Below are 18,282 nucleotides of genomic sequence, written 5' to 3' on the forward strand. Positions count from 1 at the left end.
CTGAATGAGTTTAGCGCGCTTTTTTGATTGCCTGTCTTTGGTTTGTCTTAACGTACGTTACTTGTCTTGCTGGTAAGGTAAGTTTTACACGCCTGTTCTATTAGCATGCGACTGATCGTTTTTGGCTTGGTTATCTTAAAATCTTTGGTGGTTAATATGGGTTTTTCTGATTGCCAAGATTCTAATACCTTGTTATTGGCATCATAGTTAACGTAAGCGCGTCTATAGTAACTGGCGTCTTTACAAGAGATGAGCAATTGCTGATCGCTATGATGAATCGCTTTTTCTTTACCTTCCTTATCTACTTTTGTTTCATCTTTTTGTGCAGGGTATGTTCTGCGGATAGATACGGTGATGTTTTCGACACTTTTTTCGTCTATGATATTGATGTCGGAGCTTTCAATAGAGTCCAAGTCTAAGCTAAAAATTGATCCAGTAGGACTTTCTGATATTTTTGACCAGTTCACTGCATGCGTGCTGACTGCTAGAACACCACCCACTAATAACACTGATAGCCGTTTCATAATCAAGCCTTGCTTCTTGTTGTGAGAAGTGAGCCATGATAGCCAACTTACTATTAGCAGGCAAATTTCTTTTATAACCTGCGACTGAGGTTTGTAAAGTGTTGATCATATTCATCACCGTTTATATCGCTCGACGCTCATATCAATGACGCATCGCTGCTAACATCTGAGCAAGCTCATCACGAGCACCAATAAAGCCATCGATACCTTTTGGTAATAAATCTTGTGTAACCGTGTCTTGTTGATAGGCGCTACTATATTCCTCTCGCGTTAGACTCACGCGTTTCATGTCAGCCACATCTAATGACATGCTAGGTGACAGTTGCTGTATCACCTCAGTATCCATCGCTGCCAGCGCGTCGATAAGGTCAGGCGCGATGGTCAATAGATCACACCCTGCTAGCGCCAATATCTGTTCAGTCGAGCGGAAGCTTGCGCCCATCACTTGCGTATTATAGTTATGCTGCTTGTAGTATTGATAAATGCGCTTTACAGACTGCACGCCCATATCATCAGAAGCGGGCACGTTTTGACGATTTTGTTGGCGTTTTTGCCAGTCTAAAATACGACCAACGAAAGGCGATATCAGTGTCACGCCTGCATCCGCACAGGCAATTGCTTGATGCTGTCCAAATAACAACGTTAAATTGCAGTGAATATTTTGGGTTTCAAGATAGCGTGCTGCCTCAATACCTTGCCATGTCGCGGCCATCTTAATTAATACGCGCTCTGAGTTAACCCCTGCTTTTTGGTAAGCTTCCATAAATGCTAAGGCTTTATCAATCGTCGCCTGAGTGTCATAAGACAAACGAGCATCCACTTCGGTAGAGACGCGGCCTTGGATAAGCTCTAAAATATCACAGCCAACCTGAATGGTTAGCGCGTCAATCACTGCATCTATATTGCCATTATGACGACTCATGGTTTCTGACAGCATGCCTTGGTTGTCAGGATGGAGGAGTGCTTTGGTAATGAGGCTTGGATTGGTGGTCGCATCGATAGGTTTTAAGCGCGCAATGGCGGCAAGGTCGCCAGTATCAGCGACAATGGTGGTCATGGTACGAAGCTGTTGTAATGCGCTCATCATATATCCTTTTTGATCAAAAACAGATTGTGTTCAGTTACGTGGTGATTTTCTACTTTATAGTGCTATTTGCTATCAGTTTTAGACTGTAACATAGTTTTGAGTGGATGTTCCTTCATAGTTTTGCCGTACATCGCTGCCATATTGCCTCTGTTTGCCAATATTGACGAATTTACGCGCATTTACACATGGGCACTGTCGATAGTTTTTGTTATAGTAGACCGGGTCAGCGATCTGGCTGTTACATTTGCATGCTGGTGTGTGTGACTAACATGCGACAACACTAGACGATAGCGCTCGCAGTGCAGGGTGCTTTTGGGAGGCTGCTTGCTATTTAGTGTGATTTCTATCGAATATCATTGCTAGTATGCTTGACACCTCTGACCGTCATTGAGTGCTGACTCAGTAATGAGATGAATGATTACTAATAATTAGAAATACGTAAAGACTTCAAAGTTAAAAAGCAGTACCTAACTAGTAAAAAAACTCAGTAATAATTTTAGAAAAAGGATAGGCGGTAATGAGTGAGCAGTCATCAGAGCAAAACACGGATAAGCTAAATCAAGCCATCGCAGGGGCTAACGATACTGCAACTGAAAAAGCGTTTTTGGACGATATTCGCCAAAGTATTGATACAGTAGACTGCGAAATCCAGACACTGATTAATAACCGTGCCAAGTTGGCTCAGCAAGTGGCCGCAGTAAAGAAACAGCACATTGTCAATAACCCAACTGCCGACAATAGCAATCCTATTTTTTATCGCCCTGAGCGTGAAGCGCAAGTGCTAAAAGCGGTGATGGAACGCAACACAGGTCCGATCGCTGATGACAAAATGGCGCGGCTGTTCCGTGAAATTATGTCGGTCTGTCTCGACTTAGAAGCACCGCAGCGCATTGCTTTCTTGGGACCAGTAGGCACATTTACTCATGCTGCTGCGCTCAAGCATTTCGGTAAAGCCGCTGATACCGTACCAATGACCACCATCACTGATGTATTTCGTGAAGTTGAAGCGGGCACAGCGATGTATGGTGTGGTGCCAGTCGAAAACTCGTCTGAGGGTGTGGTTAACCATACGTTAGATGGCTTTTTGTCTTCTACCTTAAAGATAATTGGAGAAGTTGAGCTGCCGATTCATCAGAATTTCTTGGTCGCTGAGCATACCAAACTTGATGGTTTAAGCCGTATTTACTCGCATCAGCAGTCACTAGCGCAGTGTCGTCATTGGCTCGATGTCAATTATCCTAATGTCGAGCGCGTGGCGGTATCGAGCAACGGCGAAGCGGCCCGCCGCTTGAAAAATGAATGGCATTCAGCAGCAATCGCCGGTGATGTGGCTGCTGCAGAATATGGCTTGCATAAGCTATATTCAAATATCGAAGACAACCCGAGCAATACCACGCGATTCCTTATCATCGGTCACGAAGCGATTGCGCCATCAGGTCAGGATAAAACGTCTATCGTTGTGTCAGCACATGACAAAGCGGGCGCATTGATCGAGATTTTGAAGCCTTTGTCTTATCATGGCGTGTCGATGACCAGTATCGAAACCCGTCCTGAGCGTCCGAATAAGTGGGCATACGTATTCTTCATTGACATGAATGGTCATATTGACGAGCCAAACGTCAGCGCTGCTATCGCTGATATCCGTCCATTGGTAAAAGATGTGCGTGTTCTAGGTTCTTATCCAAAAGCAGTGCTATAGTCCCTCTACTGTAAAAGAGTCATGGTGTTTACCTTGCGTGAAGCATCACATAATCATCTGCACTCGGTTGCCTTGGTTACCCTTGACTCGCTTTGAAATTGAACCAACGATATAACGCCGAATGGGTCACATCACTTGCCAAAATCATATCTAAGGATAAATCATGCCGTCATCTCATTCAGTAGAGTCAAATTTATCACCGCTTGTACCTGCCTACGATAGTATTTTAGAGCTAGTGCCTTATCAAACGGGCAAGCCGATTGAAGAGTTGACGCGTGAGTATGGCGTCTCAGATGTGGTAAAACTTGCCAGTAATGAAAACCCAAGAGGCTGCTCACCGCACGTCACGCTAGCGATTACTGAGCAATTGGGTCAGTTGGCACGTTATCCTGATGGCAACGGTTACTATCTAAAACAAGCACTGGCTGACTTCAATGATGTCAGTGTCGAGCAGATTACTTTGGGTAATGGCTCTGATGATTTGCTTGATATTTTAGCGCGTAGTTTTGCTAGTGCTGACGATGCTATCGTTTACAGTCAATATGCCTTTATCGTTTATGCGATGTTGGCTAAAATACAAGGGGCGACAGGTATAGAAGTGCCTGCAAATCGCTTCGGTCATGATCTAAAAGCGATGAGTCAAGCGGTTCAAGACAACCCCAATACTAAAATAGTCTTTATCGCCAATCCTAATAATCCAACTGGCACGCAGCTTGAACCTCAAGAGTTACGAGCATTTATGGCTAGTATACCAAGCTCGGTATTGGTGGTATTAGATGAGGCGTATATTGAATATAGCCCTGAGAGTAATAATCGGGCGTTGTTAGATGAATTTGATAATGTCGTCATCGTGCGCACTTTTTCCAAAGCTTATGGACTGGCGGGTTTACGTGTCGGTTATGCGCTTAGCTCAGTGGCTGTCGCGGACTTACTCAACCGAATCCGTCAACCATTTAACGTGAGTAGAGTGGCTTTGGCGGCGGCGGCGGCGGCACTTGCTGACTCAGACTTTATTGAAAAAACTCGTCTGATGAATGATGAGCAAATGCGCTGGTTAGAAAAGCAGTTTGACGCATTAGGCTTGGGGTTTATTAAGTCGCATGCCAACTTTATTATGGTAGAAATAGCCGTTGAGATGGAAGACATCACCGCTGCTTCTATTCATCAAGCATTGCTAGAGCAGGGTGTTATCGTCCGTCCATTAGAGGGCTATGGCTTACCTCATTGGCTGCGTATCACAGTAGGGGTGGCAGAAGAAAATATGCGCCTGATTGATACACTGCGCTCAATCTTGACTGATAATTGATCAGAAGTATGTTAGGTCGTTTTGGATAAGTAAATAATTTATTAATCATTTTCATGACACTAGCGTCGGCTTGTTTTAGTCATTCTGATGCTAGTTTGTTTAACGAGAAAAGCCGTGAGTCGCCAGCAAAACAATATAAGCAATCAAAACAATAATATGCAGTGTATGAATACTCAGCCGCCGTTATTTAAACAGATTTGTGTGATTGGTCTAGGGCTTATCGGTGCGAGCCTTGCCCAAGCCATTAAAGACAATGGTTTGAGTGAGCGCTTAGTGGCGGTTGATAGACATGTACCAAGCATCGACGAAGCCATTCAGCACGGCTTATTAGACGCTGGTAGTGCTGTCTTAAGTGAGGTAGTGTTTGGTAGTGATTTGATTGTTATCGCTGTACCAGTACAGGCTGTGCAAGCCGTATTTATCGATATCAAAGCGGCGATGGATAATGGACAACTTGCCACTGATTGCATCATTACTGATGTTTGTAGCACCAAGGTCAATATCATTGACGCTGCCAAAGCCGTCTTTGGCTCATTGCCTATAGGTCTTGTTCCAGCGCATCCGATTGCGGGTGCTGAGAATTCAGGATATCATGCCAGACGCGCGACATTGTTTGTGAATCATAGTGTCATTATCTGCGAGCTGCCAACGACCAATGATAACGCTATCGCTAAGCTGCGGCAGTTATGGGAAGCGGTGGGTGCAAACGTTATGTCAATGGATGCGGAACACCACGATCGTATATTGGCGCATACCAGTCATTTGCCACATCTGCTTGCCTTCAATTTGGTTGAGCAGCTGGCAAGCCATGATGATAATTTAGATATGTTTCGCTATGCAGCGGGCGGCTTTCGTGACTTTAGCCGCATCGCTGCCAGTGATCCTAAAATGTGGCATGATATATTTTTTGCCAACGAAAGCGCGATTGTTAGCGCCCTTGATGAGTATGGCGTTTACCTACAGACCATGCGTCAGCTTATCATCGATAAAGATTCAACCGCCCTGATGGGACTTTTGGGCCGCGCGCAAGCCGCACGGCGACATTTTGGCCATATGTTAGCCAGCACCCCTTATACGGATACTTCTGCCATGTCAGCTTCTTATAATATTACTCCTAGCAATACTGTATTGGGCACTATTGCCATTCCTGGTGACAAGTCTATCTCGCATCGCAGCATTATGCTGGGCAGCCTTGCGACAGGCGTGACCAATGTCACTGGATTTTTGGAAGGGGAAGATGCGCTTGCCACCTTGCAAGCATTCCGTGATATGGGCGTGACCATTGAAGGGCCTGATAACGGAAAATTGACCATTCATGGCGTGGGTATGAACGGTCTGAAACCGAGTAAAACACCATTGTATATGGGCAACTCAGGTACTAGCATGCGCCTGCTGGCTGGTATTTTGGCGGCGCAATCATTTGACAGCGTGTTGACAGGCGATACCAGCCTGAACAAGCGCCCAATGGAGCGTGTGGCCGCACCTTTACGCGAGATGGGCGCAGTCATTCAAAGCACGGGTCATAGTGGTACGGCGCCACTTAGTATCACTGGTCGAGCGACTATCGGTAAGCCATTACAAGGCATCGATTATGAGATGCCTGTGGCTTCTGCGCAGATTAAATCCTGCTTGTTGCTGGCTGGACTTTGGGCAGAAGGCACCACAACCGTTACCCAACCGGAAGTCAGTCGTGACCATACCGAGCGTATGCTTTCAGCTTTTGGTTATCCAGTAACGGTTGATGGCAACCGCATCAGTGTAGCAGGTGGCGGGCAACTCACAGGTGGTGATATTGCTGTCCCTGCTGATATATCCTCTGCGGCATTTTTTATGGTCGCTGCTGCGATCAGCCAAAATAGCGAGCTGACCTTGACGCAAGTAGGTATTAATCCGACACGCACGGGCATTATCGATATCTTAAAATTAATGCAAGCAGATATTAGCCTAAGCAATGAGACACATGTGGGCGGCGAACCAGTGGCTGATATCACTATTCGTAGCTCAAGCCTAAAAGGTATTGATATCCCAGAATATTTAGTACCATTAGCGATTGATGAATTCCCAGTATTGTTTATTGCTGCCAGCTGTGCGCAAGGTCGTACGGTGTTAACTGGTGCTAAAGAGCTGCGCGTAAAAGAGTCTGATCGTATTGCAGTTATGGCAGAAGGATTACAAACACTGGGTATTGACTGTACAGTGACGGAAGATGGGCTAATCATCGAAGGTAAGGGCATTGAACGCGAAGGTATTGAGGGTCAAAATAGCAAGGTCAATAATAGCCAGCCTGTCTTTGGTGGCGGTCATATTACCTCGCACCATGATCATCGCATTGCTATGAGTTTTGCCATTGCCAGCTTACGTGCATCCAAGCAAATTACTATTGAAGGCGTTGAGACCGTCAATACCAGTTTCCCAGAATTTGCAGAGCTTGCCAATCACATTGGAATGTCTATTAAAGTTGATAATGCTGCGGTTTAATACCACAAACTATATTAACTTGCTGAATAGTATTATTGGCTTTTGCAAGGTTGAGCTTTAAAGTACTGACTTGTAAAATGCTGGCTACAGCATTCAATAAAGTCTAAAAAGTTGCTCATTAGCCTTGATGTAAATGTTATTTTCAAAGTTGTTATCGTTAGCAATGTGTTGATGCCTATATTGGCATGAGCGCATTGCTTTTTAACTTGTATCCTATCTGTAGTGACCCTGCGCTTTTGCCATTGAATTGATATAAACATTAATATGGGGCAAGAGTGCGCTTTGCTCTAAAAAGTTGTACTGTACTATGACCACCCAAAACGTCATCAAAAAACCAGTTACGCCCATTAAAACAACCAGACGTGGCATCATCACCGCACTCATTGCCTTTTTTATCTGGGGTGGGTTTCCATTATATTTTAAACAATTGGCCGCCTACGATGCGACCGAGATTATCGGTCATCGTATTATTTGGACGTTTGCTTGCTTGCTTATCGTGTTGGTAGTCACCAAGCGCTGGCAATGGATCGATACCTTAAAGAAAAATCCGAGATGGATCGCGTTCTCATTTATATCGGGTTTGATTATTGCCACCAACTGGCTCACTTATGTATGGGCCGTCAATCACGACCGTATTCTCGAAGCCAGTTTGGGGTATTTTATCGGACCATTGGTGGGCGTTGCGCTATCGATGATTTTATTCAAAGAGCGCTTACGTACGCTGCAATGGGTTGCCATCGGTTTCGCCTTATTATCCGTAGTCATTCAAGTGGTTATGATTGGTAGCTTGCCATGGATATCACTGATTTTAGCCTTTAGTTTTAGTACTTATGGCACCATTCAACGGCAGACACCTTTGACGGCAGTCGATGCTATGTTTGTCGAAACAACGATGTTGGTGCCGATTTGCTTATGGTGGTTCTGGCAAGCAGATGTGGTCAGCAGTCAATTGAGTTTTTGGTTTAGTCCGAATATTTGGCTACTAATGATCGCAGGGCCGATTACCTTGATACCGCTATTATTGTTTAATAAATCTACCAAGCTCGTTGCTTATAGCATTTTAAGTTTTATGAATTATCTGACGCCGACCTTTATCTTCTTCTTAGCGGTGTTCTATTATAACGAGCCATTTGATTTACAGCGTCTTGCAGTGTTTGGTTTGATTTGGTTTGGTCTGTTATTATTCAGCATTGACTTATGGCGTCATCGCCCTAGTAAAGCGCTAAAAGCTGCGCGTTTGCGTGAAGAGGCGTTGCAGAAAACCAATTAAAAAACCTGAGTTCAAAATTTAATTAAAATTTAGCAAACAAGGATGAGAGCATGTTTCATACCGAATCTGATGTAGTATTCGTTAAAGGCTTGACAGTAGAAGCAGTCATCGGTGTTTACGCGTGGGAGCGTGCAATCACGCAGCCGCTGCTGATTGATATAGCACTTGAAACAGATATCAGCCGTGCGGCTATCTCAGATGATGTCAATGATGCGCTGAATTATAAAGCGGTTTGCGATGATGTGAGCGCGTGGTGTCAAGCAATTAAAGCGCAGTTGCTAGAGCATTTAGCGGGGCAAATCGCTGATAAGTTGCTTGCCAAATATAGCTGTCATAAAATCACTTTAAGCATTGCTAAGCCTACTGCTATAAAGCAAGCCGATGCGGTTGGGGTACAGATCACGCGTTATGCAACGGTCATTGAAAATAAGCCAATTGTAAGCAAGGACGATGATGCATAATATGCATAAAAATTTGGCTGATTTGAGTCTTGAAACGCTAAAAAAGCAGACGCCTGAACAGTTGGAAACACAATCTGTGACGGCAGTATTATTGGCTTTAGGCAGTAATTATCAAGCTGAACATTATCTGCCGCTTGTCCGAAAGGATCTAGCGGCGCTAGGGGAAATACAGTTATCTACTGCGTTTGAAAATCCTGACTTTACATCGACCGAAGCGCAACCAAAGCCCGATTATACCAATCAGTGCGTTTATCTGCGTTTGGTAGAGCCAATGACACTGCAACAGTTACAGCAGGTTTTTAAAGATCTTGAAGGTGACTGTCATAGACAGCGTCTAACAGAAGCTCAGACGCCAATAAAAAAAGTTACGATGGATATCGACATTCTATTGATAGAAACGCTATTAATAGGAGCTATGTCTGATGAAAATAGCCTAAGCAGCAATAAGGAATTTGAAGAGTCTAATTGGATTGTAATGGCAGATCGTTACCCATTCAAAGCGCATGAAAGAGCAGGGGTAGAGGAGTTGATTAAAGGTCATTTTTTAAAAGGTCACATGAAGCAGCCAAGATGCTATTCTAAATAAGTAGAAGTTATTGAAGACACGCCTTAGTGTTTTTCTTAAAACCTCTCAAAATAAAAGCTGAGCAAAATGCCTAGCCTATATCACATTTAAAAAGTTTAACTATTACGCCTACTGTGCGGTCAAACCACCATCAACGACAAACTCTGAACCTGTCGAGTAGCTTGAGTCATCAGAGGCTAAAAACAACACCATGCCGCTGACTTCTTCTGGCTGAGCCACACGCCTCATCGGAATAGTTTTGGCAAATGCTTCAACCGCATCTTTGGTATCGCCTTGCATAATCATCGGTGTGGCAATGACGCCTGGATGAATGGAGTTCACGCGAATGCCATGAGGGGCACACTCTAATGCTGCCGCTTTGGTCATACCGCGTACCGCAAACTTAGAATCGGTATAACCGATAGCGCCGCCAACCAAGCCATTAATTGATGAGATATTGATGATAGAACCTTGTTTGGCGGCTTTCATCGTTGGAATGACTGCTTTCATGCCTAAAAAGACCGATACTTGGTTAATCTCTAGAATCTTGCGATACGCTTCTACCGAGGTATCTAAAATAGATTTGTGAGTGGTGATACCTGCATTATTAACCAGTACATCAATTCGACCAAATTTTTCCTGTGTTTCTTTAGCGACTTGCGTCCAATCTTCTTCACTAGTGACGTCATGCTTAATAAATAGAGCGCTATCGCCAAGCTCTTTTGCTAATGCATCGCCTTTATCAGAGTTGATGTCGGTCAAGACCACTTTAGCGCCTTCTGCCATACACAAACGTGCATGAGTCTCGCCCATGCCTTGGGCGGCACCAGTAATAATGATAACTTTATCTTGTAAACGAGCCATGAGTTTTCCTGTTTTTTTAGTTATGAATAATGAAAGAGTATAGGACACAATCGCTAAATACTCCTTAGTGATTATGAAACCAAAAGTGAATACTTTATGCTTTTAAAGGATAGCTTTAAACATAGCTTTGAATAATGTTTTGGGCTGATTTTTTTAAATAATGTAGTGAGGAAATGATGTACAACGACATATTAAATTTCTGTTTTGATGAGGTGGGTAGTGAGAAGTTTTTTGAGAAAGACATAGTGTTTGATCAAGTATTAATAGAGCGATACAGCGGTATACTTGAGCAAGCCGCCGCCGTAGAATTTTATACATGGCGAAGCAGCATAAAAGGGCGTTTAGCAGAAATTATTATATTGGATCAATTTTCACGCAATATTTACCGTGATACGCCAGCGGCTTTTGCCCAAGATGCGATGAGTCTCGCGCTCGCGCAAGAAGCGGTTGCTGCAGGTGCATTAGAGGCGCTTGAAACGATGGATGAACGTAAGTTTTTATTGATGCCTTATATGCACAGCGAATCAAAACTGATTCATCAGCAAGCAGAAAAGCTATTTAAGCAATATACCAATGCAGACACCGTGGATGCTGAGCTTAAACATAAAGTGATTATCGATCGTTTTGGTCGTTATCCACATCGTAATGACATCTTAGGGCGGGTTTCGAGTAGCGAAGAAATAGCGTTTTTGACCCAGCCTGACTCATCTTTTTTATAAATGTTGTCTGTTAACTAGCTAGTCCATAAAGCGCTGCTTATCAATTGGTTAAAATAGAAAAAGAGGCTGTTTGGCCTCTTTTTTATTCAGTATTGACGACAGCTAGAAGATTACTTCTGCTCAGCGCCTATCTCATCTATATCGGCACGGCCAATCACATCGATATCTTCTAAGCATAGTTTGTCATATTCTTTTTTACAAAAGTTAGGATCGATTTTGCACATCGCTGCTTGTAGTTGATCGAGGCGATTTTCTGATTGTTGAATATGCTCTAGCATTTTAGCAAAAGCTTCAGCTACAGGATCTTGTGAGGATGGGTCGATACCATAGGCTTGAAAAGCAGTTTCGCGTGCTGAGCGGTTGGTGGCTTTTTCATCTATTGATTTTTTATCTATGCCATTATCTGTAGAAGCAGCTTGCGCCACTTTTTCTTGTTGCTTGGCATCATCGACTTTTTTGACAATTGGATTGCCCTTTTCATCATGATGGTCGGATATCATCCGAGCGGCGCTGCCGACCATGGTCGCACCTGCTGGTACTGCCTTTACTACGACGGCATTTGAGCCAATTTTGGCGCCTTTACCGACAGTAAATGGTCCCAATACTTTAGCACCAGCACCAACGATAACCCCATCTTCCAAAGTAGGGTGGCGCTTGCCATTATTCCAAGAGACGCCGCCAAGCGTTACCCCGTGATAAAGCGTCACATCATTGCCAATCTCTGCCGTTTCGCCAATAACGATACCCATACCATGATCAATAAAAAACCGTCGACCGATTTTGGCAGCAGGGTGTATCTCAATACCCGTAATGATGCGTGAACCATATGAGATAACGCGCGCCGCCAGTTTTTGTTCATGATTCCAAAGATAATGGGCACCGCGATGTAGGACGAGCGCGTGGATGCCAGGATAAGTCAAGATGACTTCCAGACTATTACGCGCAGCAGGATCACGGTTAAATACCGCATCGATATCTTCTTTTAGGTCTTTTTTGATGCGTGAAAGTGATTTGAATAAGGCCGTTGGCAATGACATAAATTGTCCTATCGTATTTTTGATTACAATCAATTTAGTTATAGCAGCTTTGCAGCACAAAATATAGCGATGAGCGATAAATAAAAACAGACGACTGACAGATGAAATACCAGTCATTGACAATTTATCTATAGGCAATTATTTATGATTTAGCTATCACTGACAACATATTTTAGCAGTTCGACAACCTGCTCAGGCGTTTGCGCCCATGCCATTGCCGCCGCATCGACTTCTTTTAGCGGATGGATAATATCTTCAGCATGAAGGGTAATGTACGGCTTGCTTAAAGCCGCGCAGTAGCCGGCATCGAAGGCAGCGTTCCACTGCTTATATTTATCACCAAAACGAATGATAGCAATATCGCATTTTTGAATCATGTTTTTGGTGCGAATCGCATTAACTTTTGATGACTGATGGTCGCGCCAGAAGCCATTGTCATTTTTACCGAGTACGTCACCGGCGGCATCACTGGCTTCATGTTCAGTGACTGCTGAGGTAAAGGTAATGTTTAAACCTTGGTCTTTCGCGCCTTGCATGATTTTTTGTCGCCAGTCGGTGTGTATTTCTCCGGACAAATAAACGTTCCAATTCATCATTAATTCCTTTTTATTATTGAATCCTATCATTTTTAAAATCATAGCATTTGTAAATGCTACGGCTGCTAATGCAATAGCAACTCAACGCCTGAAAATTTGCATATTAAAAGCTTTAGTCTTTTGCAAGTTTGGCAATCAGAGCACTGAGTAGCTGATACTCTTTTTGATCAAGCTGTAAGCGTGAGCCCAGTCGTGACAGTCGCGATGGTAATGACTTCAAGTTTTCACTATCGGCTAAACCTCGTTGAGCCATCAGTTCAGTGGTGCGCTCGGTTAGCTGTTGCAGTTGTTGCTGAGTAATCGCGGGCTCATCCCATTGCTGACGTAAATGTACATCGAGCATTGGCTGAGTAGTAGTGCTCAAAGCAGTATCTAAACTATCCGCTGTCTGAATGTGTGATTGCGCGTAAGCAAAAATAAAGCTAGCGATTACTTGCACGGCTGACGCGACATTGAGTACAGGATAAGCAGGGTTGGCATCGATTTGGATATGATAATCGGCATAAGCCAACTCTTCATTGGTCAATCCACGATCTTCACGCCCAAATAGGATAGCGATATTTGGTTTACTAGCAGTAGCAGCCGATAGGGTATCAGCGTTGCTATCGTCTTTGCTCGACGCAGACTGTTTATCGATAAAATCAAACATAATCTTAGCAGCTTGCGTGGGTGTCACGATAGGGCGGGGCAAATGACGACTGCGACTGCTAGCAGCAAATACCAGCTGGCAATCCGCAATAGCAGATTCTAAAGTAGGTGCAATGATGGCTGATGATAGCAGCTCGCTGCCACCTGCTGCATGAGACACACTGGTTTCATCAATTGGTAGCTTGGGATCGACAACTGTCAAACGAGACAAACCCATTGTGTGCATCGCGCGCGCTGCTGAGCCAATATTGGCAGGCAAAGTGGTATTAACCATGACAACTTGCACACAAGCCAAATAGTCGCTCACTGTATGATGGACAGTAGATGCTGCTAATATAGGGGTAGGATCATTACTCATTATAATCCCAGTCTTAGATTGATTTCTTGTTCTGCGCGTTGCAATGCGACGGCGATATTTTCAATCAGTGCCGCTTGCTCGCTGATAAGACGCTCGCGGCAGCGCTCTTGTAACTGGCTGCTCAAGTTCATTAATTGGGTCGTGCCCAAGTTGGCGCTAGCCCCTTTTAACGCATGAGCAACCTCAAAACCATTGGCATTGTCATTTTCTTGCTGAGCGACTCGCAGCGCACTTACTCGCTGCTGACTATCAGTGATATACACTTGTATCAAGTCAGCAAAGTCTTCTTCTAATAAATCACGCATGTCTTCAAATTGCTCATGATTAATGATTTCTTCAGCTTGGTGAGCCATATTTTTATTTGGGGTTTCATCCATGGTTTTATGTCCAATTCTAAAAGTTAAAACGGTAAAGGGTTTGTAATAAATACGTCAATGTTCTTTAAGTATTAGGACGTGTCCTCAATTCAATCAATTACTCTCTAAATGGGCTAAACATGGCTAAATTTTGTTAAACATCGTCAAATAGCTTATCAATATCTCGATATTAACTGTGCTATCTTCCTTGTTTGACGGCAATTTATCTCATTTTTATCACCATTTTTAAAATGAGGATACGCCCTAGCTATAATGGAAATGCAAATTGTCTTCACTAACCATATTCTTTAATTGCTGTAAGTTGTCATCGTTGGGGTAGATGCGCCAGTGCTCAGATAGCCCTACGTTAGCGATGCCAAATTTCTCATAAATGCTCAGTCCCAGTGGCAGACAATTATCATTAATGGAGGTGTCGGTATTGCTCAAAGCATTATTGGCATAACTTTGATTAGCACTATTTTGATTCATGTCATTTTCTAGCGCCAATAAATCATTGCCATTTTCATCATACAGACTTCCGCCCATCGCAGCATCGTAGCCACTATTGCCATTAAAGCTGCCACTTTGCTCGTCTTGCTCGTTGTCATGAGAAAGTTTTGGTGCTGGAATAATGCTGGCTTGTGCGGACTTGAGTAACGGTTGCAGTCGCGTCAGCAGATTGATATCGCTGCCATGAATTTTGATACTGATTTTTTTCATCCATCTTAGGCGCGCATCGACCATGCTCATGGCACTATCAAGACGGGCAAATAAACGCCCATCACGCTCACGAATGCTGCCTTTGATGATGACGACTTCATCAATTTTCAACTGTTCTTTGACACGATTAAAACGCTCGGCATAGCAGCTTACTTCCAGCCTTGAAGTGCCGTCATCTAAAATAATGACGTTGCGATTACCAAAGTTGGCAATATCAATAATCAATCCGGCGAAATAACAGCTACCGTTATAGCCCGTGTCAGTCAGTTTGTCGAGACGAGTGCCTGAGGTATAGCGTTTTAACTCATCCAAGTATTCATTGATTGGATGACCCGTCAAATACAATCCCAACGTGTTCTTTTCTGCTTTTAAACGATGTTTATCACCCCAGATTAGCTCTGGCGTCATCACTAACGGTGGCGCGGCGACGACACCGTCCATTTCACCGAATAAATCCATCATGCCGATTTCGCGGTTTTGACGGTCTTGTTCAGCAGCTTGTACGGCACTTGGCAGCTGGCTCATTAATGCGCCGCGAATCTCGTACGCTTCATCGGCTGGTAAATCTGGTCGCAGGGTAGCTGCAAAGTCATCAAAACAACCAGCGTTTATCAGTCCCTCTAAAGTGCGTTTATTAACCTTTTTGATATCAACGCGGCGGCAAAAATCATATAGATCTTTAAACGGACCTTCACGGCGGCGTGCATCAACGATAGACTCAACCGCACCTTCACCAACGCCTTTAATCGCACCCAAGCCATAAATGATATTGGTTGGGGTATCGGCAACAAAATGCCACTCACTGCGATTTACCGATGGATTAACAACGGTTAAATCAAAGTTTTCACGGCAATCATTGATAAAGAACACCACGTTGTCAGTGTTGTTCATATCTGATGTGAGTACGGCTGCCATAAACTCAGCAGGATAGTATTGCTTTAGATACGCGGTCTGATAAGCGAGTACACCATAAGCAGCCGAATGCGAGCGGTTAAAGCCGTAACCGGCAAACTTCTCCATCAAATCAAACACACCGCCTGACGTTGCTTCATCAATACCTTGCTCTGTTGCACCAGTAATAAAGATATCGCGCTGCTTAGCCATTTCTTCAGGTTTCTTTTTACCCATGGCACGGCGAAGCATATCTGCGCCGCCCAAGCTGTAGCCTGCCATGACCTGCGAGATTTGCATGACCTGTTCTTGATAGACAATAACGCCATTGGTATTTTCTAAAATCGGCTCAAGATTGGGATGATCATAAATGACTTCCTCACGACCATGTTTGCGGTCGATATACATCTCTACCATGCCAGCGTCCAGCGGGCCTGGGCGATAAAGCGCACACATGGCGATCACATCTTCGATATTGGTCGGTTGTAATTTCGCCAGATATTTTTTCATGCCCATACTTTCTAGCTGAAAAACGGCAGTGGTTTTGGCATCTTGCAAGAGCTTGTAGGCTTTTTTATCATCTAATGGTAGGTCTTCTAATACCAACGCATCTTTGCCTTCTTTGGCACGGCGCAGATTGATATTTCTGACCGCGGCATCAATCACCGTCAAGTTACGTAGACCCAAGAAGTCAAATTTTACTAGCCCAACGGCTTCAACGTCATCTTTATCAAACTGGCTGACACGGTGACCTTCATCATCACAATAAATCGCGCTAAAATCTGTGATTCTGTGCGGCGCAATCAATACGCCACCCGCATGTTTACCCACGTTCCGGCAAATACCTTCAAGCTTAATCGCCATTTCCCACACTTCAGTGGCATCTTCGTAATCCATATTGTCAGGATTGGAGATTAAGTCTTTGAGCTGCGGCTCTTGTTCGAGTGCTTGACTGAGGGTGATACCTGGTGTTTTGGGAATAAGTTTCGACATTTTGCTGGCAAGGAAATAGGATTTACTTTGTGCGCGCGCGACATCTCGAACTACCGCTTTTGCTGCCATCGTACCAAAGGTAATGATTTGCGAGACCGCTTCACGACCATAGGTTTGCGCCACATAATCAATAACGCGGTCGCGACCTTCAATACAAAAGTCAATATCGAAATCGGGCATGGAGACACGCTCAGGATTTAAGAAGCGCTCAAATAATAAGTCGTAATGAATAGGGTCGAGGTCGGTAATATTGAGCGAATAAGCAACGAGCGAGCCTGCACCAGAACCACGACCAGGACCGACTGGTACGCCATTGGCTTTTGCCCAGCGGATAAAGTCCATGACGATGAGGAAGTAACCAGGAAAGCCCATTGAAAGAATAACCTTTAGTTCATACTCTAAGCGGTCATCATATCTTTGTCGAAAGTCGTTCCAATTATCGCTACGTTTCTCGATGGGGAATAGTTTATCTAGTCGATTATTCAGACCCCGTATTGATTCTGCACGGAAAAACGATTCAATCGTCTCACCTTCGGGCACAGGAAAGTCAGGTAGTACGTTGATACCAAGCGTCAACGTCACATTACAGCGGCTTGCTAAGCGCAAAGTATTATCTATAACCTGCGGAATATCAGCAAATAGCTGCTGCATTTGTGCTTGGGTTTTAAGATATTGCGCATCAGAATAAGTTTGCGGGCGATTTTGGTCGGCAAGTACGTAGGAGCCTGCGATACAAACCCGCGCTTCGTGAGCATCGAAATCATCCTGCTCTAAGAAACGCACGTCATTATGAGCAATGATAGGAATATGATGCTTAGCACCCGAATGAATAGCCGCTTTAATAAAGGCGTCTTCACCTGAGCGATTGGTACGCTTAATCGCAAAATATAAGCGATCAGCAAATTGCGCTTGCCATTCTATTAGCAGCTCATCGGCTTTTTCTGGCATAGATCCAACCAGTGCCTGACCGACATCTGATTTTTCAGTAAATAAGACAATCACGCCTGCCGCATGCGCTAAAATATGACTGCGCTTGACGACTGGTACACCATGATTGGCATCGTCGGCGCGTCCTTCGGTAAAGCCGAGCGATACGATACGAGTGATGTTTTGATAGCCCTCGTTGTCCATCGCGAGTAGGGTGAGCCGAGTGTCTTCATTTTCCATGATGACTTCACTGCCGATAATGGGCTTGATACCCGCACCTAGGCAAGCACGATAAAACTTCACCGTGGCATACAGATTGGACAAATCGGTCAATGCCAGCGCGCGCTGATGGTCAGCCGCCGCAGCTTTCACTAGCGGCTTGATACGCACGATAGAATCAGTGATTGAATATTCGCTGTGGATGCCAAGGTGTACAAATGCCATAGAAGACTCTTACTAGTACGATCAAAAGCTATAAGCTATCGATAAAATAAAGGATATGTATCCGTTATTTATATGGATGTTCAAAGGTAAATAAGACCTCGATAGCCATGTTGATACGTTTTAAATGGGGTCGTCAATAATAGCATTATTTGCCGTAGACAGCCACTGATTCAAAGGGTTTAATCTGAGTGAGAGGATTTGTTTTTCTTATTTATAAAGGTGAAATTTTGCTGTGTTTTGTCTTAATATTCGATAAAATAAACATTTGTTTTTAGATGGTGTGATGTACTGCTAGTTTTACTATAGTAGATCTTTTATAAAAGTGGTACATTAGTTTTA

15 protein-coding genes are annotated in these 18,282 nt (G+C 44.0%); 7 read left to right on the forward strand and 8 right to left on the reverse strand.

Annotated elements, in window-relative coordinates; genetic code table 11:
- Positions 1-47: 47 nt before the first annotated feature.
- Both INT03_RS11075 and INT03_RS11080 read right to left on the reverse strand, forming a co-directional pair.
- Positions 48-524, reverse strand: coding sequence for a hypothetical protein (locus INT03_RS11075; protein WP_055124106.1), 477 nt, complete (start codon positions 522-524; stop codon positions 48-50).
- Positions 525-666: 142 nt separating this feature from the next.
- Positions 667-1,608, reverse strand: coding sequence for a transaldolase (locus INT03_RS11080; RefSeq protein WP_055124105.1), 942 nt, complete (start codon positions 1,606-1,608; stop codon positions 667-669).
- A gap of 520 nt (positions 1,609-2,128) precedes the next feature.
- Between INT03_RS11080 and pheA the strand changes: the two genes are divergently transcribed.
- From pheA to INT03_RS11110, 6 genes are all read left to right on the forward strand, one after another.
- Complete coding sequence (gene pheA, locus INT03_RS11085) at positions 2,129-3,310, forward strand: prephenate dehydratase (RefSeq protein ID WP_193008993.1); 1,182 nt, start codon at positions 2,129-2,131, stop codon at positions 3,308-3,310.
- Positions 3,311-3,473: 163 nt separating this feature from the next.
- A complete protein-coding gene (gene hisC / locus INT03_RS11090) occupies positions 3,474-4,616 on the forward strand; it encodes a histidinol-phosphate transaminase (protein ID WP_193008994.1) in 1,143 nt (380 codons plus the stop codon).
- Positions 4,617-4,772: 156 nt separating this feature from the next.
- Positions 4,773-7,094 carry a bifunctional prephenate dehydrogenase/3-phosphoshikimate 1-carboxyvinyltransferase gene (locus INT03_RS11095; RefSeq protein ID WP_413469118.1) on the forward strand — a complete coding sequence of 774 codons (2,322 nt, stop codon included), beginning with the start codon at positions 4,773-4,775 and terminating at the stop codon, positions 7,092-7,094.
- A gap of 307 nt (positions 7,095-7,401) precedes the next feature.
- A complete protein-coding gene (gene rarD / locus INT03_RS11100) occupies positions 7,402-8,364 on the forward strand; it encodes an EamA family transporter RarD (protein WP_055124102.1) in 963 nt (320 codons plus the stop codon).
- A gap of 50 nt (positions 8,365-8,414) precedes the next feature.
- Positions 8,415-8,825, forward strand: coding sequence for a dihydroneopterin aldolase (gene folB, locus INT03_RS11105; protein ID WP_193008995.1), 411 nt, complete (start codon positions 8,415-8,417; stop codon positions 8,823-8,825).
- Positions 8,818-9,411 (forward strand): 2-amino-4-hydroxy-6-hydroxymethyldihydropteridine diphosphokinase, encoded by a 594-nt coding sequence (locus INT03_RS11110; protein ID WP_226950273.1) that lies wholly within the window; start codon positions 8,818-8,820, stop codon positions 9,409-9,411. The genes folB and INT03_RS11110 overlap by 8 nt, the downstream gene beginning before the upstream one ends.
- A gap of 108 nt (positions 9,412-9,519) precedes the next feature.
- Here the strand turns inward: INT03_RS11110 and INT03_RS11115 are convergent, their stop codons facing one another.
- A complete protein-coding gene (locus tag INT03_RS11115; RefSeq protein ID WP_193008996.1) occupies positions 9,520-10,254 on the reverse strand; it encodes a glucose 1-dehydrogenase in 735 nt (244 codons plus the stop codon).
- Between the two features lie 173 nt (positions 10,255-10,427).
- Between INT03_RS11115 and INT03_RS11120 the strand changes: the two genes are divergently transcribed.
- The gene (locus INT03_RS11120; RefSeq protein WP_193008997.1) at positions 10,428-10,973 is read left to right on the forward strand and encodes a DUF924 family protein; all 546 of its coding nucleotides are present in this window, start codon (positions 10,428-10,430) and stop codon (positions 10,971-10,973) included.
- Positions 10,974-11,083: 110 nt separating this feature from the next.
- Here INT03_RS11120 and cysE read toward each other — a convergent pair whose 3' ends face one another.
- From cysE to dnaE, 5 genes are all read right to left on the reverse strand, one after another.
- Positions 11,084-11,971, reverse strand: a complete 888-nt coding sequence (gene cysE / locus INT03_RS11125) for a serine O-acetyltransferase (protein WP_413469376.1) — start codon at positions 11,969-11,971, stop codon at positions 11,084-11,086.
- 188 nt (positions 11,972-12,159) lie between these two features.
- Positions 12,160-12,603 (reverse strand): YtoQ family protein, encoded by a 444-nt coding sequence (locus INT03_RS11130; RefSeq protein WP_087815309.1) that lies wholly within the window; start codon positions 12,601-12,603, stop codon positions 12,160-12,162.
- 115 nt (positions 12,604-12,718) lie between these two features.
- The gene (locus tag INT03_RS11135; RefSeq protein ID WP_087815311.1) at positions 12,719-13,612 is read right to left on the reverse strand and encodes an RNA methyltransferase; all 894 of its coding nucleotides are present in this window, start codon (positions 13,610-13,612) and stop codon (positions 12,719-12,721) included.
- Positions 13,612-13,989, reverse strand: a complete 378-nt coding sequence (locus INT03_RS11140) for an Hpt domain-containing protein (protein WP_045455494.1) — start codon at positions 13,987-13,989, stop codon at positions 13,612-13,614. Before INT03_RS11140 ends, INT03_RS11135 begins: the two co-directional genes overlap by 1 nt.
- 243 nt (positions 13,990-14,232) lie before the next feature.
- Entirely contained in the window at positions 14,233-17,943 is a 3,711-nt protein-coding gene (dnaE, locus tag INT03_RS11145) for a DNA polymerase III subunit alpha (RefSeq protein ID WP_193008999.1), read from the reverse strand.
- Positions 17,944-18,282: the final 339 nt, after the last annotated feature.

It is taken from the genome of Psychrobacter sp. PG1 (assembly GCF_014897815.1).
GTDB lineage: Bacteria > Pseudomonadota > Gammaproteobacteria > Pseudomonadales > Moraxellaceae > Psychrobacter.

Coding starts and splice junctions, on each gene's coding strand:
- INT03_RS11075 (WP_055124106.1), bottom strand. CDS start 524: ATGAAACGGCTATCAGTGTTATTAGTGGGTGGTGTTCTAGCAGTCAGC.
- INT03_RS11080 (WP_055124105.1), bottom strand. CDS start 1,608: ATGAGCGCATTACAACAGCTTCGTACCATGACCACCATTGTCGCTGAT.
- pheA (WP_193008993.1), top strand. CDS start 2,129: ATGAGTGAGCAGTCATCAGAGCAAAACACGGATAAGCTAAATCAAGCC.
- hisC (WP_193008994.1), top strand. CDS start 3,474: ATGCCGTCATCTCATTCAGTAGAGTCAAATTTATCACCGCTTGTACCT.
- INT03_RS11095 (WP_413469118.1), top strand. CDS start 4,773: ATGCAGTGTATGAATACTCAGCCGCCGTTATTTAAACAGATTTGTGTG.
- rarD (WP_055124102.1), top strand. CDS start 7,402: ATGACCACCCAAAACGTCATCAAAAAACCAGTTACGCCCATTAAAACA.
- folB (WP_193008995.1), top strand. CDS start 8,415: ATGTTTCATACCGAATCTGATGTAGTATTCGTTAAAGGCTTGACAGTA.
- INT03_RS11110 (WP_226950273.1), top strand. CDS start 8,818: ATGCATAATATGCATAAAAATTTGGCTGATTTGAGTCTTGAAACGCTA.
- INT03_RS11115 (WP_193008996.1), bottom strand. CDS start 10,254: ATGGCTCGTTTACAAGATAAAGTTATCATTATTACTGGTGCCGCCCAA.
- INT03_RS11120 (WP_193008997.1), top strand. CDS start 10,428: ATGATGTACAACGACATATTAAATTTCTGTTTTGATGAGGTGGGTAGT.
- INT03_RS11130 (WP_087815309.1), bottom strand. CDS start 12,603: ATGAATTGGAACGTTTATTTGTCCGGAGAAATACACACCGACTGGCGA.
- INT03_RS11135 (WP_087815311.1), bottom strand. CDS start 13,612: ATGAGTAATGATCCTACCCCTATATTAGCAGCATCTACTGTCCATCAT.
- INT03_RS11140 (WP_045455494.1), bottom strand. CDS start 13,989: ATGGATGAAACCCCAAATAAAAATATGGCTCACCAAGCTGAAGAAATC.
- dnaE (WP_193008999.1), bottom strand. CDS start 17,943: ATGGCATTTGTACACCTTGGCATCCACAGCGAATATTCAATCACTGAT.